The 23,530-nt window shown below is 71.7% G+C and carries 19 protein-coding genes; 8 read left to right on the forward strand and 11 right to left on the reverse strand.

All coding sequences use genetic code 11. The annotated features are described in order from the left end of the window. Nucleotides 1–80: 80 nt before the first annotated feature. Nucleotides 81–1,760: a choline dehydrogenase gene (betA, locus tag N8I87_RS31480; RefSeq protein WP_263213779.1), complete on the forward strand. Its 1,680-nt coding sequence runs from the start codon at nt 81–83 to the stop codon at nt 1,758–1,760. On the opposite strand, the gene N8I87_RS31485 is transcribed toward betA, so the two are convergent. Next, nucleotides 1,715–3,247: an amino acid permease gene (locus tag N8I87_RS31485; RefSeq protein ID WP_263213780.1), complete on the reverse strand. Its 1,533-nt coding sequence runs from the start codon at nt 3,245–3,247 to the stop codon at nt 1,715–1,717. The genes betA and N8I87_RS31485 overlap by 46 nt on opposite strands. Before the next feature lie 340 nt (nt 3,248–3,587). Here N8I87_RS31485 and N8I87_RS31490 point away from each other — a divergent pair, with 340 nt between their 5' ends. Beyond that, a complete protein-coding gene (locus tag N8I87_RS31490) occupies nt 3,588–4,880 on the forward strand; it encodes a PP2C family protein-serine/threonine phosphatase (RefSeq protein ID WP_263213781.1) in 1,293 nt (430 codons plus the stop codon). A gap of 30 nt (nt 4,881–4,910) precedes the next feature. Here N8I87_RS31490 and N8I87_RS31495 read toward each other — a convergent pair whose 3' ends face one another. Genes N8I87_RS31495 through N8I87_RS31505 form a run of 3 tightly spaced genes read right to left on the reverse strand, consistent with a single transcriptional unit; the run spans nt 4,911 to nt 9,999 of the window. Next, nucleotides 4,911–8,672: a CHAT domain-containing protein gene (locus N8I87_RS31495; protein ID WP_263213782.1), complete on the reverse strand. Its 3,762-nt coding sequence runs from the start codon at nt 8,670–8,672 to the stop codon at nt 4,911–4,913. Nucleotides 8,673–8,714: 42 nt separating this feature from the next. Further along, nucleotides 8,715–9,602, reverse strand: a complete 888-nt coding sequence (locus tag N8I87_RS31500; protein ID WP_263213783.1) for a hypothetical protein — start codon at nt 9,600–9,602, stop codon at nt 8,715–8,717. Between the two features lie 10 nt (nt 9,603–9,612). After that, a complete protein-coding gene (locus tag N8I87_RS31505) occupies nt 9,613–9,999 on the reverse strand; it encodes a hypothetical protein (RefSeq protein ID WP_263213785.1) in 387 nt (128 codons plus the stop codon). A gap of 161 nt (nt 10,000–10,160) precedes the next feature. On the opposite strand from N8I87_RS31505, the gene N8I87_RS31510 reads away from it, so the two are divergent. From N8I87_RS31510 to N8I87_RS31520, 3 genes are read left to right on the forward strand one after another with little or no spacing between them, the layout of a single operon-like run. Then, nucleotides 10,161–11,306, forward strand: a complete 1,146-nt coding sequence (locus N8I87_RS31510) for an ABC transporter ATP-binding protein (protein WP_263213787.1) — start codon at nt 10,161–10,163, stop codon at nt 11,304–11,306. Next, on the forward strand, nt 11,303–11,956 hold the full coding sequence (locus N8I87_RS31515; protein WP_263213789.1) for an ABC transporter permease: 654 nt from the start codon (nt 11,303–11,305) through the stop codon (nt 11,954–11,956). Before N8I87_RS31510 ends, N8I87_RS31515 begins: the two co-directional genes overlap by 4 nt. After that, entirely contained in the window at nt 11,953–12,621 is a 669-nt protein-coding gene (locus N8I87_RS31520) for an ABC transporter permease (protein WP_263213790.1), read from the forward strand. Before N8I87_RS31515 ends, N8I87_RS31520 begins: the two co-directional genes overlap by 4 nt. Before the next feature lie 3 nt (nt 12,622–12,624). On the opposite strand, the gene N8I87_RS31525 is transcribed toward N8I87_RS31520, so the two are convergent. Genes N8I87_RS31525 through N8I87_RS31540 form a run of 4 tightly spaced genes read right to left on the reverse strand, consistent with a single transcriptional unit; the run spans nt 12,625 to nt 16,738 of the window. Further along, complete coding sequence (locus N8I87_RS31525) at nt 12,625–13,218, reverse strand: GTP-binding protein (RefSeq protein ID WP_263213792.1); 594 nt, start codon at nt 13,216–13,218, stop codon at nt 12,625–12,627. Beyond that, a complete protein-coding gene (locus N8I87_RS31530) occupies nt 13,205–13,621 on the reverse strand; it encodes a DUF742 domain-containing protein (protein ID WP_263213793.1) in 417 nt (138 codons plus the stop codon). Before N8I87_RS31530 ends, N8I87_RS31525 begins: the two co-directional genes overlap by 14 nt. Nucleotides 13,622–13,655: 34 nt before the next feature. Next, on the reverse strand, nt 13,656–14,132 hold the full coding sequence (locus N8I87_RS31535) for a roadblock/LC7 domain-containing protein (protein WP_263213794.1): 477 nt from the start codon (nt 14,130–14,132) through the stop codon (nt 13,656–13,658). Then, nucleotides 14,129–16,738 (reverse strand): sensor histidine kinase, encoded by a 2,610-nt coding sequence (locus tag N8I87_RS31540; protein WP_263213795.1) that lies wholly within the window; start codon nt 16,736–16,738, stop codon nt 14,129–14,131. Before N8I87_RS31540 ends, N8I87_RS31535 begins: the two co-directional genes overlap by 4 nt. 320 nt (nt 16,739–17,058) lie before the next feature. On the opposite strand from N8I87_RS31540, the gene N8I87_RS31545 reads away from it, so the two are divergent. Continuing rightward, entirely contained in the window at nt 17,059–18,024 is a 966-nt protein-coding gene (locus N8I87_RS31545) for an ABC transporter substrate-binding protein (RefSeq protein WP_263213796.1), read from the forward strand. Nucleotides 18,025–18,034: 10 nt separating this feature from the next. Further along, on the forward strand, nt 18,035–19,534 hold the full coding sequence (locus N8I87_RS31550; RefSeq protein ID WP_263213797.1) for an aromatic amino acid ammonia-lyase: 1,500 nt from the start codon (nt 18,035–18,037) through the stop codon (nt 19,532–19,534). A 54-nt stretch (nt 19,535–19,588) separates the two neighbouring features. Here the strand turns inward: N8I87_RS31550 and N8I87_RS31555 are convergent, their stop codons facing one another. Then, nucleotides 19,589–21,061: an LCP family protein gene (locus N8I87_RS31555; protein ID WP_263213799.1), complete on the reverse strand. Its 1,473-nt coding sequence runs from the start codon at nt 21,059–21,061 to the stop codon at nt 19,589–19,591. A gap of 109 nt (nt 21,062–21,170) precedes the next feature. Between N8I87_RS31555 and N8I87_RS31560 the strand changes: the two genes are divergently transcribed. Beyond that, nucleotides 21,171–21,905, forward strand: a complete 735-nt coding sequence (locus N8I87_RS31560; RefSeq protein WP_263213801.1) for a Type 1 glutamine amidotransferase-like domain-containing protein — start codon at nt 21,171–21,173, stop codon at nt 21,903–21,905. A 16-nt stretch (nt 21,906–21,921) separates the two neighbouring features. Here N8I87_RS31560 and N8I87_RS31565 read toward each other — a convergent pair whose 3' ends face one another. Both N8I87_RS31565 and N8I87_RS31570 read right to left on the reverse strand, forming a co-directional pair. Next, nucleotides 21,922–22,380: a DUF6114 domain-containing protein gene (locus tag N8I87_RS31565; protein WP_263213802.1), complete on the reverse strand. Its 459-nt coding sequence runs from the start codon at nt 22,378–22,380 to the stop codon at nt 21,922–21,924. Further along, on the reverse strand, nt 22,380–23,042 hold the full coding sequence (locus N8I87_RS31570) for a DUF6230 family protein (RefSeq protein ID WP_263216753.1): 663 nt from the start codon (nt 23,040–23,042) through the stop codon (nt 22,380–22,382). Before N8I87_RS31570 ends, N8I87_RS31565 begins: the two co-directional genes overlap by 1 nt. Nucleotides 23,043–23,530 lie beyond the last annotated feature (488 nt).

Consider the following 23,530-nt stretch of genomic DNA (forward strand, 5'->3'; position numbering starts at 1 on the left):
TCCGGCCGCCGACCCGGCTCGCCCGGCGCACGACGGAAGGCCCGTCCGCGGTCCCCACGGGCAGGCAGGAGATCAAGGCCTTGGACGATCGATACGACTTCGTCATCGTCGGCGGAGGCTCCGCCGGCTGCGCGCTGGCGGCACGGTTCAGCGCCGATCCCGCCAACCGTGTGCTGGTGCTCGAAGCCGGACGCCCCGACTACCCGTGGGACATCCTCATCCAGATGCCCGCCGCCCTGGCCTTTCCCATCGGCAGCCGGTTCTACGACTGGAGGTACGAGTCCGAGCCGGAACCCTTCCTGCACGGCCGGCGGATCCACCACGCCCGGGGCAAGGTGCTCGGCGGCTCCAGCAGCATCAACGGGATGATCTTCCAGCGGGGGAATCCCCTGGACTACGAACGCTGGAGCGCCGACCCGGGGATGGCGGCCTGGGACTACGCCCACTGCCTGCCGTACTTCAAGCGGATGGAGAACTGTCTCGCCGACCCGGAGGGAGAGTTCCGCGGCCACCACGGACCGCTCGTCCTCGAACGGGGACCGGCCGACAGTCCGCTGTTCGCCGCCTTCTTCGAAGCCGTGCAGCAGGCGGGGTACCGGGTGACCGACGATGTGAACGGCTTCCGTCAGGAGGGCTTCGCCGCGTTCGACCGGAACGTGTACCGCGGCCGTCGGCTCAGCGCCGCCCGGGCCTATCTGCACCCCGTGATGAGCCGCCCCAACCTGTCGGTACGAACCCGGGCGACGGTCACCCGCATCCTGTTCGAGGGCGGGCGGGCGGTGGGCGTGGAGTACACGGTGCGGGGCGGCGGCCGGCGGCGGCAGGGCCGCGGCGGAAGGGTCGTCCTGTGCGGCGGAGCCGTCAACTCCCCGCAGTTGCTCCAGCTCTCCGGTGTGGGGAACGCGGACGAACTGGCAGTGCTCGGCATCGAGCCGGTGCTGCACCTGCCTGGCGTCGGCGAGAACCTTCAGGACCACTTGGAGGTGTATGTGCAGCACGGCAGCAGGAAGCCGGTGTCGGTGCAGCCCGCGCTCAAGCTGTGGCGCCGGCCCCTGGTCGCCGCCGAGTGGCTGCTCCTGCACCGCGGGCCCGGGGCGACGAACCACTTCGAGGCCGGCGGGTTCGTACGCAGCAACGAGGACGTGGCCTACCCCAACCTGATGTTCCACTTCCTGCCCGCCGCGGTCCGCTACGACGGGTCCTCGCCCGCACCGGGGCACGGCTATCAGGTGCATGTCGGGCCCATGTACTCGGACGCGCGGGGATCGGTGAAGATCGTCTCACCCGACCCCGGCACGCACCCCGCGCTGCGGTTCAACTACCTCTCGACAGCCAAGGACCGCAGGGAGTGGGTCGAGGCGATCCGGATCACCCGGCATATCCTCGGCCGGCCCGCCTTCGAGGAGTTCAGCAGCGGTGAGCTCTCCCCGGGCTCCGGGGTCGAGACCGAGGAGCAGATCCTGGACTGGGTGGCGGCCGACGGCGAGACCGCCCTCCACCCCTCGTGCACCTGCAGGATGGGCATCGACGAGGCATCGGTCGTGGACCCCGGCACCATGGCGGTGCACGGCCTGGCGGGGCTGTACGTCGTGGACGCCTCCGTGATGCCGTACGTGACCAACGGCAACATCTACGCCCCGGTGATGATGCTCGCCGAGAAGTCCGCCGACATCATCCTCGGCAACGAGCCCCTGGCGCCCGAACCCGTGGAGTTCTACCGGCACTCCGGCGCCGGACGAGCGCGGCGTCGGCCGAGGTAGAGGGCACCGCCGACGGCGGCGATGACGGCGGGGAAGAACAGGGCCCCCCACCGGTAGTACCAGGCGTCCCCGGGGTACACCGCGGCCCGTGGCCAGGCCACGTTGACGGTCATGGCCATGCCGTACAGCACGGCGACGAGGTTCACGGCGAGGCCCCAGCGGCCCAGGGAGAAGTACGGCCCGTGGTCGGCACGAGGCCACGTGCCACGCAGCCGACGCACCAGCATGGGGCCCGTCACCAGCAGATACGGGACGTAGAACAGCACGATGCCGGCTGAGGTCAGGGTGTAGAACAGGTGCCGGTTGCCGAGGTTGACCACCAGCAGCGCGATGGTCAGCAGACAGGTGAGCAGGGCCGGTACGACGGGGGTCCTGGAATGCGGGGAGACCCGGGAGACGGCCCGGCTGAAGGGCAGCCGGCCGTCGCGGGCCATGGAGAACAGAAGCCGGATCGCCGCGGTCTGCACGGCCAGACAGCAGACGGTGACGGCGATCGCCACGCACACCAGAAAGACGGACCCGAGCCCGGAGCCGAGCGTGGACTTGACGACGTAGGGCATGCCCAGGTCGGCCAGTTCGGGGTCCATGATGTCGCCGACCGCCATCATCGCGACCAGAATCAGCAGCCCGCCGGAGACGAACGCCGCGGTGAGCGCCCGCAGGATGGCACGGGGCGCGTGCCGTCTGGGCTCCCTCGTCTCCTCCGCCAGCGATCCCGCGGTGTCGAAGCCGTAGAAGACGTAGGCGCTCGCGAGCGAGGCGACCAGGAACGCGCCGAGATAGCCGGAGGAGTGGCCCGCCCCGGTGCCGTGCGTCTGCAGGACGACCTGCGGCCCCCGTCGGACATGCATGGCCAGCATGACGACGAGCAGGGTCACGGCGACCAGTTCGACCACCACGCCGAAGTCGTTGATCCTCGCCATCAGCCGGACACCGCACAGGTTGACCACGGTGGTGAAGACCACCAGACCGAGAGCGAGCACGATGGCGTTCTGGGCACCGCCGCGGGTGTCGGTCACGCCTGCGTCGGCGGGACTGCCGAGGATCTGGAAGGCCGGTGAGATCTGCGGCAGGACGACCTGGTAGGCGACCGCGACGGCGGCCGCGGTGACCACCGCGCCGCCGGCCATGATCCAGCCCGACAGCCACGAGGTGAGGGGCCGGGCGAGGTGCTTGGACCACTGGTACACCGACCCGGCCAGCGGGAACTGTCCGACCATCTCGGCGAAACACAGGGCGACGGCGAGTTGCCCGAGGAACACCATCGGCCAGGTCCAGATGTACGCCGGGCCGCCGGAGGCGAAGCCGAAGCCGAAAAGCTGGAACACCCCGGTCAGGACCGAGATGTAGCTGAAACTCGCGGCGAAACTGGACATCGGCCCGAGGGAACGCTTCAGCTCCTGACGGTAGCCGAACCGTGCCAGGTCGTCGCTGTCGTCGCCGGGCGCCTCGGGAGGACGGCTCCTCGGGATCCTCACGGTTCCCATGATGGCTCCGTGGGCACGTGGCGCATGTGGGACCGTGGATCATGGGGGCGTCATCGGCGGCGGGATCGAAACAGCCCAGGATCGTCGGAGCGGTCTTCGACCGTTCCGGCACGTGCCGGGTGTTCCTCGGCTCCTGAGCCCCACCGTCCGGCGCCCCTGGCTCGTGCGTGACCGTCGATGCTCGTCCTGTCGCTCGGCGTGATCTTCGTCAAGAGCGTCTCACCGCGCCCGGTGCCGGGTGAGGATGGGACCGAGGGGCGCCTACGGCGTCCCCGCAGGGGCGAACTGGATGCATGCCCCGAATGCCCCGGTTTGAGATTCTGTGAGGGTGTTGGGTGTCGTGCGGTGGATCCAGTCCCGTCGAAGAACGGCGCAGGTCGACGGCCGGAACCGGGTGAGCGGCCGGAACCGGGAGAATGACCGGAGCCGGGAGAACGGGCTGAAGGCGCTGCGCATGGCGGCGGCCGGCATCGGCACGACGCCGGACGAGAGCACGACCTGTGCCGAACTGGCCCGGGCGGTCGTACGGCTGGCCGGCGGCGCGGCGGCGGTCATGCACCGGGTCGGCAGAAGCGTCTCCGGGTACGACTCGATCATCGGGGACGCCGACGCCCTGCCCGACGCCCGCTGGGCCGCCGCGCTGGCCCGGGCCGCCGCGACCCCGGCGGCCGACGGCCGTGACGAGCCGTGGACCGAGTACCCGGCCCACGGCGGGACCAGGCCCGCGGTCTGTCTGCCGCTGACCAGCGGGGAGCTCCAGTACGGCGTGCTCGTCTGCGCACGGCAGGGCCCGCCGTTCACCCGCTCCGAGGTGGAGCTTCTCGCCCTGCTGGCCGAGCGCGCCGCCTCCCACATCCGGCAGGCCCGCGAGTACGACCGGATCAGCAGCACCGCCGCCGACCTGCAGCGCGCCCTGCTCGCCGAGCCCGGCCGGCCGCACCCCAACCTGGACGTCGCCGTCCGCTATCTGCCCGCGGGCACGCGCACGCTGGTCGGCGGCGACTGGTGCGAGACCGTACGGCTGCACTTCGGCCGCACCCTGCTCGTCGTCGGCGACGTCATGGGCCACGGCCTGGAGGCCGCTGTCGACATGAACGCCTACCGCTCCTCCCTGCGCTACATCGCCTCCGCCGACCTGCCCCCGCACCGGGTGCTGCGCCAGATGGACGACATCGCCTCCGGTGAGGCGGACCGCAGACCCGCCACCTGTCTGATCGCACGTGTCGACCCGGCCCGCGGCCAGCTCACCGTGGCCAGCGCGGGCCACCTTCCCGCCGCGCTGATCACGCGCGGCGGCCACACCTCACTGCTGCCCGCCCCGGTCGGCCCACCGCTGGGCACCGGCTTCGGCGGCTACGAGTCGACCACGTACCGGCTCGACCCCGACCAGACGCTGGTGCTGTTCACCGACGGCCTCGTGGAGCACCGCGACGAGGACATCGACAGCTCCCTGCAGCGCCTGGCCGAGATCCGCTTCGCCGTCGGCGCGGGCGTCCACGAGATCCTGGAGACGATCGTCACCCGCCTCGACGTGAAGAACGCGGAGGACGACGTGGCGGTCATGGCGGCCCGCCCACGACTGCGCCAGAGCTCCCACATCCCGCTGGAGGGCGCTCCCGAGATGGGGTGGTGAGCCCCGCGGTCCCTTCGTCACCCCGCCCGCTCACGCCCCCGCATGCACCAGTGCCGCCCAGGTCCACGGCAGGTCCGGCCGTTCCGCGCGCAGCGCGCGCACGGTGTGGTGCAGGGCCTGCGCCGCGGGCAGGGGACCGGGGCGCGGCAGGGACGGGGCCAGCGTGCGGTGGAACCGGGCGGCGGCGTCGGCCGCGAAGGTGTCGCCGACCTCCCAGAGTGTGGCCACCGACTGGGCGTATCCGGCCAGCTGGAAGGCGGAGGCGAGGTGGACGGCCTCGTCGGCCAGGGCGGGCGCGGCGCTGCCGCGGGCCGTGCCACAGGCCGAGAGATAGGCCAACTCGGCCGACTCCAGGCGTAGTTCGGCGATGTCCTGGAGGAACAGGTCCCCGTCGGCCAGCAGCAGCCGCCCCGCGGCCGGTTTCTCCGGGTCGCTGTCGGCGTGGCAGGCGAAGTGCACCAGGGAGGCGGTCGGTACGGCCGTGCGCACCGCGTCCCGGGTGGCGGCCGCTCCGATCAGCGGGACCCCGCCGCCCGCCGCGACCGCCTCGGCGGCCTCGGCGACCGTACGGGCCAGGGGCGCCTGCCCCGCCGTGTCCGGCATGGCCACGGCCAGGGTGCCGCGTCGGCCAGGTGCCGCGCGCCGGCGGGCCCGGCTGAACAGCAGGGCGCGCAGCGTCGGCGTGTAGGAGGAGACGACCCGGTCCAGAACCGCCGCTCCGTCCGGTCCGTCCGTTCCGTGGTGCCCGGCGGCGTGCAGCGGGAAGGAGTTGAGGACACCGGACGGCGACCACCACAGCCGCGGCCACGGCGCTCCCGGCTCATGGGGGTCCCCCCTGTCCGAGCGCAGCCGAGAACTTGGGGGACGGCCGGTCAATCCGAGGGTGTCCAGGACCGGTTCGGCCAGGACGTCCCAGAGCCAGGCCAGCGTGCCCGTGAAGATGTCCCGCGCCTCCTCGAACAGCGGATCGCGCGGTCCGGCCGTGAGCGCCTCGACCGCGAGCCGGAACGACTCGGCCTGGGCCGCCAGGTCGGCGGCGTCCAGCTCGGGCAGCGGCACCGTGCGCAGCCCGTCCGCGCACAGCGCCAGGGCGTCGCAGCGGCGGGGATGGACGTTCACGCTCACCACCGGGCCCTCCGCGGCGGCGGGCAGCAGGTCGTCCAGGCCCAGCGGCAGCGGGGTGAGGAAGCGCCGGAAGCCGGGGCGCCGCTGGAGCTCGGCGACGAGCCGGGCGGCGTCCGCGGAAGCGGCACGCACCGCTTCGAACTCGCCGGGGTCGGCCCAATGGCCGGGCTCCACCCTGCGGCGTAGCGCCCGGACCTCGTCCAGTGCGACGCGCAGCCGGGCGTGCAGGTCGGCGTCCGCGCCGTGCAGGACCTCCAGCTCGCGACGGGCGTTGAGCGCGGTGGACAGCAGGTGCGCCCGGCCGTCCTCCAGGGTCTCCAGCGCGTCCACGGGGTCCCGTTCGTCGAGCGCCCTGGCGGCGCGGTCGGACGCCATCCGGGTGATCCGGCTGAACGACCGGGCGGCGGGCCGATCCGGCGCCCGGGACTGTTCGAGACGTGAGCGGGTGGCCGAGGTCCACTGCGTCAGCAGCATCGCGGTGCGCAGCCCCGGATCGGGTACGGCGGTCAGCTCGCGGGCGAGGGACACGGCCTCCTCGAAGTCCGCCTCCTCGGGCCACAGGGCGTCCCGGAAGAAGAGCGAGACGGCGAGGGACGTCCTGGCCTCGTCGTACTCCGGTGTCCCCGGGGTGAGCCGGGTCAGTCTGCGGCGGGCGCCCCGCACCCCTTCCTCCACGGCCTCCAGCTGGTCGAACGGCGACTCGGAGGAGAACATCAACGCCGTGTGTGCGCCGAAGAGTTCGGGGGCGATCCCCATCTGCCGCAGCTGCTCGGGCATGTCGTCGAACATCTCCCGCAGCAGGGGCAGGGACCTGCGCAGGGACTGCAATCGGGCCGGGCCCTCGTCCGGTTCGTTCATCGACTCGTAGGTGATCTTCTGCACGCGCAGCAGGTTCCGGCTGCCCCTGAGCAGCCCGTGCTCGCGGGAGCCGGCCGGGAGCAGGCCGAGCAACCGCTCGTGGACGTCCAGGAGTTCGTCGAGGGCGCCGGTGTCCACCGGCTCCTCGACATCCGGCTCGGGCCCGGTGCTCTCACCCGCCAGCAGGTCGGCCAGGGCCTGTTCGCGCTCCTCCTCGGGCAGCCGGGCGATGCGCCGGGCCTGCAACTCCATGGTCTTGGCGAAGAGATCGCTCAGGGAGACCTGTGCCGGGTAGCCCAGCACCAGGCTGCCGAGCTCCATCAGCTCCTGGCCGCGGCTGCCGCCACCCTCCTCCGCGCCCATGCCGATGAGTTGCAGCACCGCGCCCAGCGGATGACCGGAGGGGTCCCCCGACAGCGCGGACCGCATGGCGCTGTCGACGGCCTCCCAGTCCTCCCGCTGCTCGGGTGTGAGGTCCGAGCGGGAGGCCAGCTCCCCCTGGAGCATCGACGCCTGCAGGAGCAGCACCCGCACCCGCTCCGCCCGCTCGGCGTCACCGGCGAACAAAGCGTCGGCCTCGGTCAGCGGTCCGACGGCCTCCCCCGGTTGCTGGGCCACCACCAGGTTCGCGGCCAGCCGCAACAGGAGATCACCCCGCTCCGGGTGCCCGTCGGGAGTGAGTTCGAGCAGTCGCCGCAGGGTCCCGGCGGCCTCTGAGGCCTGTGCGGCGGCTCGTGACCGGTCGTCGTCCGGGATGCCGATCAGCTCGGCGTCGGCGAGCCGGCCGAGCCGTTCGCGCAGCTGCTCCGGCTGCCCGTCGTCCGTCAGGTCCAGCGAGCGCCGCAGCGCGGCCACGGCCTCCTCCCGCGGCGCCGGACCCGGCGCCTCGCCGTCCTGTGCGCTGTGGGCGAGGACGATGAGGGCGTAGCCGAGGTCCGAGTACATCTGCGCCACGTTCTGATCGCCCTCGCCGGCGGCCCGGGTCGCCGTGCGCAGCATCGCGACGGCCTCGGGCACCAGGGTGCGGTCCCGCCGCTGCTCCGCCGAGGCGAGCAGCGCCAGCCCCAGCCCGTTGGCGCAGCGGGCGTGGTTGGGATGGCCCGGGGGAGTCGCGGTGAACGCGGTGCGCAGGACGTCGACGGCCTCGGTGAGCGGCTCGGGTCCGCTGTCCCCCTGGACGGCACTCAGCAGCAGCGCGTATCCGAGGTTGCAGCCGGCCAGCGCGCGGTCGGGGCCCTCCGGCGACAGATGCGGAAGGGAGTCCCGGGTCAGCCCGGCCGCGAGCTCGAACGCCTCCGGGTACGGCAGCGCGACGGCGAGCTCCATCACCACCATCGCCAGATTCGTCAGGGCCTCGGCGTGCCGCTGGACGAGCTGCGCCGGCTCCTCGGGCCGCTCGCCGCCGGGGCCCGCCATCTCGTCGAGCGCGGAGCGCAGATCGGGGGGCAGGACGTCCTCCTGTCCCGGCAGATGGAAGTAGAAGGGAGCGAGGAGCGTCAGGCCGTACCGGCTCTCCCGCTCGGCGGTGGGGGCGCTGGGCCGGTCGTGCGCGCGGAACAGGTACGTCACGCCCAGGACGTACACCACCTCCGGGTCGAGTCCGAAGCCGCCGTCCGGTGCGGGGCCCATCAGGTGCCACAGCAGCCGGCCGGTCTCGCCGTGCGCCTCCTCGGTGTGCAGACGCGCGTTGCCCGCGGGATCGCCGGTCCCCTCCAGCCGCTCCCGTACGGCCGTGAGCAGCCGCTCGCGCTCGGCCGGCCGGTCGGTGTCCCCGGGCCGCCGGCCCGGATCCGTCGTGTCCGTCGTCATGTTCCGTACTCCTGATCCGAGTCGTCCCCGATGCCGGTCACGTCACAGTCGCCGTGGTCCCGCCCCCTTCCGGAAGCGTTCGGTGAGTGCGGGTCCCAGGCTCGCCCGGACCGGACGGGTCTCCTCGTCGAACCGCTCGGACAGCTCCGGGAGATGGACGTCGACCGCCGACTCCACCAGCTCCGCGTACACCTCGGCCCGTTCCCGGCCCCGCCGCCAGGCCACCAGCGCCGCGCAGGCCCCGGCCGCGGCGCTCGGCCACCACACCGCGCCCAGCAGCAGATACAGCACGGCCCAGCCGCCGAGCCGCAGTGTCTCGTCCAGCCGCTGCCGGGCCTCGGCCAGAGGCGTGCGTGTGGAGTCGGGCAGGACGAGCCACAACCGGGGCCACGCGTCGGCCAGTTCGAGCCGGTACTCCAGGCGGATCCGCACGGCGGGAGCGCGCAGCCGGTCCCCGGTCCAGGTGGGGCACTGGGGCGGGACCAGCGCCACCTGGTTGCGCCGCACCTCCAGCTCGCCCATCCGGACGGCGTCCTCGCCCTCGCCCCGGGCCCGGCGGCAGGCCTCGTCCCGCTCCCGCCAGATCCGGCGCCGCCGCCTCGTGAGCGCACCGGCCGCCCCGCCCAGGGGCCAGGGCCAGCTCCCCAGCAGGGCACGCTCGTACGGCCCGGAGAGCGCGTCGGCCACCAGTCCGGCCGCGAAGGAGGCGGCGATGGCGCCGAGGAGCAGCACGGCCGTACGGGTCGAGCCCGAACCGGAACTCAGCCCGGTCAGCCGGTGCCGCAGCAGCCCCACGTCGGACCAGTGACCCTGGCGCAGCGTCACGCCTGCGGCCAGAGCGCAGGTGAACAGCAGCCCGGGCAGCACCACCGCCCCCGCCCAGCGTTCGGCCAGCTTCCGTCCGACGTCGGTGACGAATCCGGTGAGCATGCCCGGCCGCTCAGCTCTCGGCTTCGAAGCGCAGTGCCAGGTCGAAGACCTCGCACACCGGCCGCTGCGCACCGGCCGACCGCTGTTCCCGCCGGGCGCAGACCCCGCGCGGGCAGACGTGGTCGCCGAGCAGGGCGCGCGGCGCGGCGTCCGCGACCGGGGGCGGCAGGGTCGAGCGCGTCTCGTCCTCCCGCGCATCCCGCCCCGTACCTCCGTGCGGCAGGCCCAGGGCGGCCAGATGCTCCTCGATCGGCTCACCGGCCCGCGCGGCAGTCACCGCGCGGTCGATCGCCGGCCGTCTCGCCGCGCCCACCGGTCCCCGGTACATCCGCCGCAGTCGCGGCAACTGCTGACAAAACAGGGCCAGTTGATGATCGTGGTCCTCAAGTGACGACACGTCACCCATGCTAGTCGGATCGTCCACCGCCGAAACCGACGTCACGGCCTGGGACGGTGCCGAAACAGTCGCCGTCTAGACTCGTCCCGCAACGGCCTGCGCAAGGACAACCGTGGCCGAAAGTGGGCAGTTTCTGCCAAACCCGAAGGGTATTCGGCGTTTTGATACGGATAGATTCAGTCACCAAGCGGTACCCGGACGGCACGGTCGCGGTCGACCGGCTGTCGCTGGAGATACCGGACCGCTCGATCACCGTCCTGGTCGGGCCCTCGGGCTGCGGAAAGACGACCACCCTGCGGATGATCAACCGGATGGTCGAACCCAGCGAGGGCACCATCCTCCTCGACGGTGTCGACATCCAGCAGCAGCCGGTCAACACGCTGCGACGGTCCATGGGGTACGTCATCCAGAACGCCGGTCTCTTCCAGCACCGCACGATCGTCGACAACATCGCCACCGTGCCCCGCCTGCTGGGCTGGAGCAAGCACAAGGCCCGTTTCCGGGCCGCGGAGCTGATGGAGCGGGTCGGGCTCGACTCCGCCCTCGCCAAGCGGTACCCGTACCAGCTGTCCGGCGGCCAGCAGCAGCGCGTCGGCGTGGCACGGGCGCTCGCCGCGGATCCGCCGGTGCTGCTGATGGACGAGCCGTTCTCCGCCGTCGACCCCGTGGTGCGCAAGGGGCTGCAGGACGAACTCCTGCGCATCCAGGAGGAGCTGGGCAAGACCATCGTCTTCGTCACGCACGACATCGACGAGGCCATCAAGCTGGGCACCATGGTCGCCGTGATGCGCACCGGTGGCAGGCTCGCCCAGTACGCGCCGCCCGCCGAACTGCTGACCGCGCCGGCGGACCCGTTCGTCGAGGACTTCCTCGGCACCGACCGCGGCATCCGGCGGCTGTCCTTCTTCCCCTCCGGGCAACTGGAGCTGCTGACCGCTCCGATCGTCGCCGTGGACGCCGACGCCGAGAAGATCGCCGCGCGCGGCTCGGCAGACGTCCCCCATCTCCTCGTGACGGACCTGGACGGCAAGCCCCTCGGCTGGGGCGAGCCCAAGGACCTCACGGCGGGCGCGATCGTGCCCGAGCGGCTGCTGTCCCACGGGCGGCCCTTCGTGCACGGCCAGGACTCGCTGCGCGCCGCGCTCGACTGCGCGGTGCTGTCGCCCACCGGCTGGGCCGTCGGCGTGGACGGCACCGGGCGGGTCGTCGGGGTCGTGTCGCAGCAGACCATCGCCGAGGCCATTCGCCACGCCCATGCCGACGGTCGCGTCGACGGACGCGTCGACGAGGTGAAGGCCGCCGGATGAACGGCTTCTTCGACATCCCCAGCGACCTCCAGCACAGTTACGCCGGCCTGATCGGCCTGCATCTGCGGGAGGCGCTGCTGCCGGTCCTCGTGGGCCTGGTCGTCTCGCTGCCCGTCGCCCAGCTCTGTGTGCGCTTCCGCTGGCTGTACCCGCCCGTGCTCGGCGTGACCACCGTGCTCTACGCCATCCCGTCGCTGGCCTTCTTCGTCGTCCTCATCGACTACACCGGCCAGAGCGAGACCACGGTGATGATCCCGCTGGCCGTGTACAGCCTGGTGGTGCTCGTCCCGGCGATCGTGGACGGGGTCCGCTCGGTGCCGCAGGAGACCCTGGCAGCCGCCACCGCCATGGGCTTCGGCCCCGTACGCCGTTATGTCCAGGTGCAGTTGCCGATCGCCGTACCCGCGATCATCGCCGGCCTGCGCGTGGCCACCGTGTCCAGCATCAGCCTGGTCAGCGTCGGCATGCTGATCGGCAACCAGGGCGCGCTGGGCAACCTGCTCCACGACGCGCAGATCTACAACCGGCCCGTGCTCGCGGTGAACTCCGTCACGACGACCGCCGTGCTGGCGACGCTGGTCGACGCGGCCCTGGTCGCCGTGCGCATGGTGCTGACCCCCTGGATGCCGAAGGAGAGCGCGGCCCGGTGAACGTACTGAACTTCATCCACGCCTTCTTCAGCGACAGTTCCCACTGGCAGAACTACGACGGCATCCCCACCCGGATCACCGAGCACATCCAGTACTCCCTGGAGGCGCTCGCGCTGGCCGCCGTGATCGGGCTGCCGGTCGGCCTGGTCACCGGGCACTTCGGGCGCGGCGGCAACGCGCTGGCGCTGATCGCCACCGCGGGCCGGGCGCTGCCCACCTTCGGCCTGCTGGTGCTGGTGGTCACCTGGCTGGGCTTCGGCATCGAGATCGTGATGATCCCGCTGGTCGTCCTCGCCGTACCGCCGATCCTGGTCACCACCTACGAGGCGATGCGCTCCGTCGACCCGTCCCCGGTGGACGCCGCCCGGGGCATGGGCATGCAGGAGTCACGGATCCTGTTCCAGGTGGAACTCCCGGTGGCGCTCCCGCTGATCCTGGGCGGGCTGCGCTCGGCGGCCATCCAGATCGTGTCCACCGCCACCATCGCCGCGTACGTCAGCCTCGGCGGCCTCGGCCGCTACGTCATCGACGGCCTCTACCAGAAGAACTACGAGAAGGTCGTCGGCGGCGCCACCCTGGTCGCCGCGATGGCCCTGGCCACGCTCGCGGTGTTCTGGGCGGTGGGCCGGATCGCGGTGTCACCGGGGGTACGGCGCAGCGGCTGACGCTCACGCCTCGGCGCGGGCCAGTGCCAGCTCCAGTACGACGAGCAGCGCGTCCCGCACCGAGCCGCGTTCCCGGGCGTCGAAGACGACGAGCGGGGTGCCCTCGGCGACGTCGAGGGCCCAGCGGACCTCGTCCAGCGTGTGTTCCACCTTCCCGTCGAAGGCGTTGACGGCCACCGCGAACGGGATTCCCTTGTGCTCGAAGTAGTCGACGGCCGCGTAGCAGTCGTCCAGCCGGCGGGTGTCGACGATGACGAGCCCGCCGACCGCGCCCTCGACGATGTCGTCCCACATGAACCCGAACCGCTCCTGTCCGGGCGTGCCGAACAGATACAGCTTCAGCGTCGGGTCGATGGTGATGCAGCCGAAGTCCATCGCCACCGTGGTCGTGGTCTTGCACGGGGTGTGCGTGAGGTCGTCCACGCCCGCCGCGACCTCCGTGATGGCCGCCTCGGTGGTCAGCGGCTCGATCTCGGAGATGGAGCCGACGGCCGTGGTCTTGCCGACGCCGAAGCCGCCCGCGATCACCATCTTGACCGGCAGCGGTGGCCGTACGGCGGCCTGCGTGCCGCGGACCAGCGGTTCAGTCGGTGTCACGGAGTTCCCCTCGGGAGTCGGGGACGGCACGGAGGCCGTCGATAACCCTGCGCAGGACGGATGCGTCGTGGGTGGCTTCGACGTCGGGCAGGTACACCGCCAACTGCCCGGCGTCGCGCAGGTCCTCGGCCAGCACACGCACCACGTTGAGATGCAGCCGCAGCCGGGCCGCCAGCTCCGCGATCGACTGCGGCAGCCGGCAGGCGGCGACGATGTCGTGCCGCTCGAAGGAGAGCCGGCCGAGCGCCGCGAGCCCGGCGGTGGTGGCCACCACCTGGGTCTCGACCGGCATCGCCCGGCCGGGGGCGTTGTCCGCCACCCGGCCGGCGGTGACCAGGAACGGCCGTACGGCGGGGGCGGGGCCGACCGGGTCGGGGCCCGGTGGCGGGGAGCCGTCCGCCATGGCTGGGTCGCTTCCTTTCTCGACCGGCGTCCGGTCAGCGCGCCGACACGGAGCCGACGGTGTTCTTCAGTTCGAGCACGAGCTGCGGGCTGAGCGCGGCACCGGCGCGGTTGGCGAACACGGTCATCTCGTAGGCGATGTTGCCGAGCTTGGCCTCCTTGTCGGCGACCACGCCGAGCACGGCGCCGTTGCCGATCGCGGAGACGATGACATGGCCGCCCTCCAGATCGATGATGACCTTGTTCAGACCGCCCAGCCCATAGTTGCCGGAGGCCCCGGCGGCCAGGCTGGTGATGCCGGAGACGATCGCGGCCAGCCGCTCGGAGTGCGCGCGCTCACGCAGTTCGGACACCGCGATCAGCAGCCCGTCGGACGACACGGCGATGGCGTCGACGACGCCTGCGGTCTCGGTCGCGAAACGGTTCAGCAGCCAGTTGAAGTCGGCCGCGGCTGCCTGCAGGTCGGTCGGTGCGGTGCCGCCCGTCGGGGTGTCACCTGTCGACGTGGTCACTGCTCGGCTCCTTCCGGAAGGTGGTTCTGGTCCTGCGGGGGGTTCGTGGTCTGCGGGGCGGCCGCCGGACCGGCCTCGCTGCCGGGGCGGGCGAAGTTCTGGGTGCCGCTGTCGCGCTGGGCGCGCTCGACGGCCGCCTCGAACTCCTCCAGCGCGCTGCGCACGGCCTCCGCGTCGCGCTGCTGCGACTCCTGCGGCAGGACCTGCGCGGCACCGGCGGTGGTCCGCAGGGTGGCCCCGCGGACCCGGCGGCGCAGCGGACGGGAGGTGTCCTGGGCGAGTGGCGTCCCGGTGCGTGCGGCGGGCACGAGCGGAGCCTGCCCGTCGGCCACCGGCGACTCACGGCGGGGGACCCGGCGGGGGAGGGTGGTGGGGTGGTCCGGGTCCGCGTCCGGGGATGCGGCACGGTCCTCGACGGTGGCGGAGGGTACGGGTCCGGAGACGGCCGGGGAAGGCTCGACCTTCGCTTCCGAGGCCACGGGCGCGGGTTTCGCTTCCGAGGCCACGGGTACGGCCTTCGCTTCCGAGGCCACGGGTACGGCCTTCGCTTCCGAGGCCACGGGGACGGGCTTTGCTTCCGAAGCCACGGACGCGCGCTTCGTTTCCGGGTCCGGCGCCGGTCCCGAGGCATCCGCCGGCACCGGAGTCGTCGTCAGCAGCAGCGCCGCGGGAAGCTTCACCTCGGCCGTCACGCCGCCGCCCGGGGTGCGGGTCAGTTCGACCCCGATGTCCCAGCGGCGGGCCAGGGCGCCGACCACGAACAGGCCGAGGACCTTGGTGGGCACCACGTCCAGGCGCTCGCGGCGGATCAGCCGGGCGTTCTCCTCGGCCAGACGCTCGGCGCTCATACCGAGTCCATGGTCGGTGATCACGACGTACGCGGCCTCGCCGGCGGAGCGGACGGTCACCTCGACCGGGCTGCCCTCGGGGGAGAACGACACCGCGTTCTCCAGGAGTTCGGCCGCCATGAGGGTCAGGTCGCCGATGATGTCCGGCTCGACCACGGCGTCCGTCCCGGCGTACAGCCGTACCCGCTGGAAGCCCTCGATCTGCCCGAGCGCGGCCCGCACGACGTTGGTCAGGGCCGTGGGCTCCGCGTCCAGCGCCGTCTCGCGGATGCCGGCCAGCAGCATCAGACTGTCGGCGTTGCGCCGCAGACGTACGGCGATGTGGTCGATGGAGTAGAGACGTTCCAGCAGGGCGGGGTCGGTCTCCCCGCGCTCGACGGCGTCGATCAGGGCCAGTTGGCGGGTCGTCAGATTGCTGACGCGGCGGCCCACGTTGCCGAACATCTCGGCGACGTTGCGGCGGCTGAGCACCTGACGCTCCAGCAGCGCCCCGGCGGTCGTCTGCACGTTGTTGAAGGCCTCGGCCAGGTCACCGATCTCGTCGCGCGCGGTGACGGGCATGTCGCGCAGCCGGGGCGGCCCGTCGTCCTCGGCGTCGTCGTCGGCCACCCGGGCCAGTTCCCGGCCGGCCACATCGGCGACCTCCCGCGCGGCGCCCGTGAGGGACTGCACGGGGCGGATGACCGAGCGGCGGACCAGCACGGAGAAGGCGATCCACAGCGCGAAGCCGACCAGTGTGCCGCTGAGCAGCAGGAGGGCGCGCCACTGTGCCTTGTTGGAGGCCGCGTCGGCCCGCTCGGCGATGTGGTCGATCAGCGAGGTGGTGATCTTCAGCCGGGCGGCGGCCTGGTCCGGGTAGGCGGGGTAGTCGGCGAGGGCGTCCTGGACCGCCTTGCGGATCTGGTCCTGCGACCCGGCCTCCAGTTGCGTGGGGTCGATCTGCAACTCGGCGAAGGACGCCGCGATGCGCTGCTGCGCGGCGGTGTGCTCGATCCCAGCCAGCTTGCGCGCCTGGTCCTGTGTGGCGAACCGGTTGAAGCGGTCGGCCTGGTGGGAGTAGAGGTCGTACGCGCCGACCGCGTTGGTGAACTCGATCAGGGCGTTGGTGTCACCGGTCGTCGCCGAGAACACGCTGGTCTCGAAGGCGCCGTGGGCGGCGTCCGCGCGCAGCAGGGAGTCCAGCAGGTTGCCGGTGAAGGTGGACGCGAGCGACGTGGTGCGGTCGAGTCCGAGGCCGTCGATCACGCCCTTGGCCGCGGAGGTGTAGGCCGGGTCGATGTTGTCGGCCGGCAGATAGCCCCGCTCGACGCTCTGCCGCAGGCTGGAGAGACCCTGGACCTCCCTGAGCGCCTGCGTCTCGGTGTCGGGCAGCCGGTCGCCGAAGGTGTCGCGCACCGTCTCGACCTGCTCGTCCACCGCGTCCTGGGCCGCGCGGTAGGCGGCCAGGGAGGGCTTGGAGTAGCCGGACTCGAAGCGCACGGAGAGCAGGATGGCCTGCTGGTGCTCCGCCTCCACGCGGTCCACCAGCCGGGCCACCGTGGCGCTGTCGCGGACGACGCGCGCCGCCGACTCCGTGGTGTTCGACTCCTCGACCAGGTCGCTGACGAGATAGGTCAGCAGGACGGCGATCACGGCGAGCGGCACGCCGACCAGCAGGTTGAGTTTGCGCCGGAAGGGCCAGCGGTCGGCGAAGCCCCGTGGTTCGGCCCGCTCCGGGCGGTCAGGCCGAGCTGGCGCGTCCACCTCGTTCGTGGACACCGGGCCTCCTTGGTCGGGGTGTCTCCACCCGAACTGATGCGTAACGACATGGAAGCGGGCCCCGTGCACCGCTGTGACCGATATCAACTGCCGCGAGACTACAGCGTCCTTGAAGGTCCAACCGGCTCGCTTTTTATCAAGAATCCGTTACAAAGGGACCGCTCCACATCCACAACTTGCCACGGATCGAATCCAATCGGTGACCAAGAGGCACTTGACTGACCGAGAACCGGCTGGATTGGATCAGTGAGTGCTGTTCCCGGCGCTGCGTCCAGCGCTGTTCCCCCCACCCCACCACCACTGAGTCCGGAACGGGAATCGTGACTGCCACCACCCACACCAGCAGGTCCATCCGGAGACACCGAGGCGCGGCTGCCGTCGCGCTCGCCGCGGCTACGGCCCTGCTGGCGGGCTGTTCCTCCTCCGACGACAAGGCCGGCGACCCGCTCAAGGAAGACGGCGGCAAGGCGAGCGGCGACACCGTCGTCGTCGGCTCCAACAACTTCCCCGAGAGCATCCTGATCGCCGACATCTACGGCGAGGCCCTGAAAGCCAAGGGAATCAAGGTCACTTACAAGCCGAACATCGGCAGCCGGGAGACGACCTACGGCCTGCTCAAGAACGGCTCCGTCTCGGTCCTGCCCGAGTACAACGGCGCCCTACTGGCCTACCTCGACCCGAAGGCCACCCCGAAGACCATCGAGGCGACCACCTCGGCCATCGAGGCCAAGCTCGACTCCAAGCTGAGGCTGCTCCGGCCGGCGCCGGCACAGGACAAGGACTCGGTCACGGTCAACGCGGCCACCGCGAAGAAGTACAACCTCACGGACAAGTCCTCCATCTCCGACCTCAAGAGTGTCGCCAAGGACCTGGTCATCGGCGCCTCACCGGAGTTCCAGACCCGCCAGCAGGGCCTGGTCGGCCTGAAGTCCGTGTACGGCCTGGAGTTCAAGTCCTTCAAGGCGCTCGACGCGGGCGGCCCGCTCACCAAGGCGGCGCTGAAGAAGAACACCGTGCAGGCCGCGGACATCTTCACCACGGACGCGGACATCTCCAAGGAGAAGTTCATCGTCCTCCAGGACACGGAGAACCTGTTCGGGTTCGAGAACGTCCAGCCGCTGGTCTACAAGAGCGCGCTCTCCCAGAAGGGCGTCGACGCGCTCGACGCCGTGTCCGCCAAGATCGACACGGCGACCCTGCTGGACCTGGACACCCAGGTGCAGTCGCAGAACAAGGACCCGCTGGACGTCGCCAAGGCCTGGCTGAAGTCCGCCGGCCTCGTCTGACGTTCCGCCAGTGGGCACGCCCCACGACGGCCCGACGCGGGTGCCCCCGGGCACCGGGAACACCCGCGTCGTGCTCGACGGCCACGGACTCGACGTGCCCGGACTCGTCCGGCTCGCCGACGCGGCCGCCGAACCCGTCGTACCGCCCGAGGCCCTAGACCGGGTCCGCCGGGCCCGGGACAGCGCCGACCGCCTCGCCGGCACCGGCCGCCTCTACGGCCGCGGCACCGGCGTGGGCGCCCACCGCTCCGTCCCCGTCGAACCGGCCGACGAGACCGGCCACGGTCTGCGTCTCCTGCGCAGCCACGCGGGCGGCGCCGGACGGCTCGTCCCGCCGCGCCAGGCCCGCGCGATGCTGGCCGTGCGCGCCAACCAGCTCCTCGCCGGCGGCTCCGGCATCCACCCCACATGGGTGACCGCCCTCACCGAGGCGCTGCGCCTCGGCGTCCACCCCGCGATCAACGAGTACGGCGGTCTCGGCACCGGCGACCTCACGGCGCTCGCCCAGACCGGCCTGACCCTGCTCGGCGAACGCCCCTGGCTGACCGCCGTACCGGAGGACACGACGGGCATGCCCGCGCCCGTGACCCTGCGCCCCGGCGACGCCCTCGCGCTGCTCAGCAGCAACGCCCTGGCCCTGGCCGGTGCCGCGCTCGCCGCTCACGGGACCGACGTCCTGCTGCGGGCCACGCACGCCGTCGCCGCGCTCTCCCTCGCCGCCGTCTCCGGCTCCCCGGAGGCGTACGCCGCCCCCGTGCACGCCCTGCGCCCCTACCCGGGACCAGCCCAGGCGGCGGCCGAGGTACGGCGGCTGCTCGGCTGGCCCGACCGGCCCCTCACCGGCGGCCGCCGCATACAGGACCCGTACGGCTTCCGTGCCTTCCCACAGGTGCACGGCGCCGCCCTCGACGCCTGCGCCGCACTGCGCCGGATCGTCGAGGTGGAGGTCAACTGCCCCACCGAGAACCCCGTCCTGACCCCGGACGGCCACGCCTACCACCACGGCGGCTTCTTCGCGGCGCCGCTGGGCCTGGCCCTGGACGGCCTCAACCTGGCGATGCTCCAGACCGCCCAGCTCTCCGCCGCCCGCCTGACCGCCCTCGGCCGCCCCGACCTCACCGGCCTGCCCGCCTACCTCACCGCCGGACCCGCGAGCAGCTCCGGCACGATGATCCTGGAGTACACCGCCAACTCCGCTCTCGCCGACCTGCGTTCATGCGCCGTACCCGCCTCCGCCGGGCATGCCGTCGTCTCCCAGGGCCTGGAGGAGGCCGCCAGCTTCGCCGGCCAGGCCGCCCGCCAGACCGAGCGCGCCACGACCGCCTACGCGACAGTCCTGGCCTGCGAACTGGTCACCGCCGTACGGGCACTGCGCCTGAGCCGAGTCCCCCCGGCGATCCCCGCCTTCACCGCAGCGGCCACCGCCCTCCTACCGAACACCGAGGACCGCCCACTCACGGGCGACGTGACCACGGCGATGGAACTCCTGTCCGTGCTTGCCGAGTTGTGAGCATTTTCTCCACCCGGACCGGATGATGGGGGCCAGGGCGTGTCGTGAACGGTCTCAGCCGTAGGTCAGGTTCGCGCAGGGGTTGTCGTCCGCCGAGCGGGCACCGCTTGCCACCGTGGACGGGACCGAGGTCGGGGCCGGAGAGGCGGAGGGGGCGGTGGCGTACGACTGGCCGAGGACGACGTTGATTCTTGCCGCCCCGATCGGCTCCAACTGGGCGCCCGGGAACACCTGGGCCACGGTGTGTGCCTGCGCCGCCAGGCCGGGGCCGTACTCGACGACCGTGGTGGCGTGGTCCTGGGTGGTGGCCGTCGCGGTGCCGGTGACCGTGAAACCGTCTGCGGTGAGGTCGGCGGCGCCCCGGGCGGCCAGGCCGGGCACGGCGGTGCCGTTGTAGACGGCGACGTCGATGCCGGAACCGGAGACCGGGGCGGCGGAGGGGGAAGGGGAGGGCTGGGGGGCCTTCTTACCGTCGGCGTTCTTGCCGTCGATCGTGCGGTCGGCCTTGAGCGCGGCCCACAGCGCGTTCGCGTCGGGCTCCACGACGGCGACGCGTGACCCCTCGTACCGCCAGGGGATGGTCACGAACTTGGTGTTGTGCAGGTCTATGTCCTTCAGCGACATCGCGAAGGAGATGAGCTTGTCGGCGGTGCCGAGCCCGGTGTCCACCGTCAGCGACCTGGTCGCGGCGTCGGCCAGCGGCAGCAGCTTGGTGGGGGTCAGCCCCTTGCTCTTGACCTCCTTCAACAGGCTTGCCACGAAGGCCTGCTGGCGTTTGATACGGCCGATGTCGGAGCCGTCGCCGATCCCGTGCCGGATGCGCACATAGTCCAGGGCCCGCTGCCCGGAGACGGTCTGCTCGCCCTTCTTGAACAGCAGCTCTCCGCGGGTGGTGCGGTGGGGGTTGAGGTCGTTCTCGTACACGTCGCCCGGCACGCACACCTTGACGCCGCCCACCACCTCGGTCAGGGCCGCGAAACCCTTGAAGTCGACGACGACGGTGTGGTCGACCCGCAGTCCGGTCAGCTTCTCGACGGTGTTCTGGGTGCAGGCGGGGTTGCCCTTGTCGGTCTCGCCCACGGAGAAGGCCGCGTTGAACATCGTGTCGGCCTGGGTCTTCGTCCAGCTGCCGTCGGGGAGTTCGCACGGCGGGACGGTGACCAGGGTGTCGCGGGGGATGGAGACCGCGAGGGCGTGCTTGTGGTCGGCGTATATGTGCAGCAGGAAGGTCGTGTCGGAGCGGCCTATGTCGTCCTTGTTGCCGCCGCCCAGGGCCGCGTTGCCGTCGGTGCGCCCGTCGGAGCCGATGACCAGGACGTTCTCACCCTTGGACGAGCCCGCCGCGGGACGGTTGTCGGAGAGGCCGCCCGAGTCGAACGTGTTGATGTTCCCGTTCAGCTTCAGATACAGCCAGCCGGCCCCGCCCGCGACGAGCACGAGCAGGGACAGGCAGACGGCGAGCGCGGTCCGTATCCGGCCGCCGGGGCGGCGCCGCCGTTCCCTGGCGCTCCTGCTGGCGATGGTCATCGACGCCCTCTCACGGTCTCCACCCCGGGTTGTACAAGCTGCGCAATGTAGCAACCGTCGGTGAGGGGGAAACGTAAGAAAGAAAGAGGAGGGCGCCGGCATCCGCACCGTGCCTGCCTCCGAACCCACCATCCTCGCCACCTCCGGCGGACACCGCGTGGGCGGCCGGACCATGGTCGAGTTCGACGCGCTGGTCCATCACGCGGTGGACCTCTCGGGCGTCCACGGCCGTCCGCCGCGGGTCATGTACGTCGGTACGGCGATAGGCGACGCCGAGCACTTCACCGCCCGTATGTCGGAGGCGGCGCGGGTGGCGGGGTTCGATCTGACCCCGCTCCACCTCTTCCCGATGCCCAACCTGGACGACGTCGAGGGCGCGGTCCTCGCGCAGGACGTCGTGTGGGTCATGGGCGGTTCGGTGGCCAATCTGCTGGCCGTGCGGCGGGTGCACGGCCTGGACCGGATCATGCGCCGGGCCTGGGAGCCGGGTGTCGTGCTCAGCGGGGTCAGCGCCGGGTCCCTCTGCTGGTTCCGGGGCGGCACCACCGACTCCTTCGGCCCCGAACTCCGCCCGCTCACCGACGCGCTCGGCTTCCTGCCGTACGGCAACGGCGTTCACTACGACACCGACAGGGGCCGCCGCCCCCTGGTCCACCGGCTGGTGGCCGACGGCACCCTGCCCACCACGCACTGCACGGACGACGGCGTCGGCCTGGTCTACCGGGGCACGGAGCTCTCCGAGGCGGTCACCGAGATCCCGGGCAAGGGCGCGTACGTCGTCCTGCGGGACGGCGACACCGTGGTGGAGGAACGCCTCGAACCCCGGCTGCTGCCGGGGGTGTGAGACGGGCGCCGCGGGCTCACGCCGGTTCGGCCGTGTCCTCCGCGAGGGCGGGCGCCGTCGCCCGGGCCGCCTCCTGCTCGCGTCGGCGGCGGCGTCGGCTCACCCGGGGCTCCTGGTCCGGCAGCCAGCCGAAGGTGAGGCTGCTGCCGATGAGGCCGAGCAGGAGGCCGATGAAGAAGCCGCCGAGGTTGGAGGTGAGCCAGGTGGCCAGGGAGGCCAGGACACCGATGAGGGAGTAGAAGATCCGCTGGGCCGGGCTGAACAGGGTCAGCAGGCCGCACAGCAGCATCACGGTCGGCAGCAGATAGCCCGCCAGGCCCTGCATGCCGACATGCATGACGACCTTCATCGACGCCTTCATGGTGAGCAGGACCTCCGCCCCGCCCAGGGTGAGCAACAGCCCGCCCCAGAACGGACGGCGGGCCCGCCAGCGCCGGAAGGCGGGCCGCATCCCCTGCGGTGACCGGCCGGTCATCAGCAGGCCGAGTCGCTGAAGCCGAGTTTCAGCCCCGGCAGCTTGAACACGCCGGCGGTGGTGGCGTAGTTGGTCTGCCGCAGGTTGCCGATGTGCACGGTGTCGGCCTGCTGGCTGAAGACACCGATCGGGCCCTTCACCCCGGCCTTGGTCAGCGTGCTGGCGTCGTTGCCGATCTCGATGTTGTCGAACGAGGCCTCGCCCGACAGCTCGGTGGAGTCGGTGGTCAGGTCCGTCGCCGTCACCTTGTCCTTGCCGCCGCCCGCGGTGATCTTCAGATTGATGCCACCGAGGTCGACGCTCTGGCACAGCTTGGTGAGCGTGGCGTTCTTGATCGCGGAGGTGACCACCAGCACCTGACCGCCCGTGTCACCCGTGTTCGGGCTTCCCTCGGCCATGTTGTCGAGGTTGCCGAACTGCTCGAAGCCGGTGCCGTCGAGATTGGTCGCCGTGACCGTGAACGGCATGCCGGAGATGGCGAACTGGACACCCAGCGCGCCCTCCGCGGTGAGCACCGCGAGGCCCGCGACGGCCAGCGTGGCCGGCACGGCCAGCACGGCGGCGCGGCGCAGCCGGACCCGGCCGCGTCTGTCAATACCTTCGGTGATGTCCCGGGAACCGCTTTCCGGGTTCTCGGGGATGTTGTCGGCGGACGAGGCCATCTCTGCTCCCATGGGCAAAATCAACGCGGGTTGGGCTTCAGCGGCACGATGTCCTGGCGCGGACAGCGGCTGTCGCGCACGACTCCTCACAACTCCCGGCGATTGCAAGGGCTTTCTCATTACGCGTCAGTAGCCGACGAGGAAGTTACCGGGGGTTACTTTTCGCGGTCAAGAGAGTTGTGAAAAAAGAGTGTTGAATGTGGGTCAGTTGTGCTCTGACCTTGAACTCCCTTGACCGGCCTTGACGTTGACGGACTCTCAGGTCTACAACTCTTCCTGGTTTCCCTTGGATCCGTGGCGCCGGATCCGCCGCCGCGGCATCGCCCGCGTCCCGGCCCGAACCCCCCACCCCCTTCACCGCTCCGCATCAGCGCGGCAACGGTCACGGTCCCTTCCCTCCTCGGTCCGTGCCCGGCCGCCCCTTACCCGGCCCGGCCGGAGGCCTCTCCCCCCGAAGTCTCCGGCCGGTGTCCGGCCGGCTGCCGTTG

The sequence above is a fragment of the Streptomyces sp. HUAS 15-9 genome, from assembly GCF_025642155.1.
GTDB lineage: Bacteria > Actinomycetota > Actinomycetes > Streptomycetales > Streptomycetaceae > Streptomyces.

Excerpts from the sequence above, each read along its gene's own strand:
- N8I87_RS31565 (WP_263213802.1), bottom strand. The coding sequence starts at position 22,380 with ATGACCGGCCGGTCACCGCAGGGGATGCGGCCCGCCTTCCGGCGCTGG.
- N8I87_RS31515 (WP_263213789.1), top strand. The coding sequence starts at position 11,303 with ATGAACGGCTTCTTCGACATCCCCAGCGACCTCCAGCACAGTTACGCC.
- N8I87_RS31555 (WP_263213799.1), bottom strand. The coding sequence starts at position 21,061 with ATGACCATCGCCAGCAGGAGCGCCAGGGAACGGCGGCGCCGCCCCGGC.
- N8I87_RS31500 (WP_263213783.1), bottom strand. The coding sequence starts at position 9,602 with ATGCTCACCGGATTCGTCACCGACGTCGGACGGAAGCTGGCCGAACGC.
- N8I87_RS31495 (WP_263213782.1), bottom strand. The coding sequence starts at position 8,672 with ATGACGACGGACACGACGGATCCGGGCCGGCGGCCCGGGGACACCGAC.
- N8I87_RS31530 (WP_263213793.1), bottom strand. The coding sequence starts at position 13,621 with ATGGCGGACGGCTCCCCGCCACCGGGCCCCGACCCGGTCGGCCCCGCC.
- N8I87_RS31485 (WP_263213780.1), bottom strand. The coding sequence starts at position 3,247 with ATGGGAACCGTGAGGATCCCGAGGAGCCGTCCTCCCGAGGCGCCCGGC.
- N8I87_RS31570 (WP_263216753.1), bottom strand. The coding sequence starts at position 23,042 with ATGGCCTCGTCCGCCGACAACATCCCCGAGAACCCGGAAAGCGGTTCC.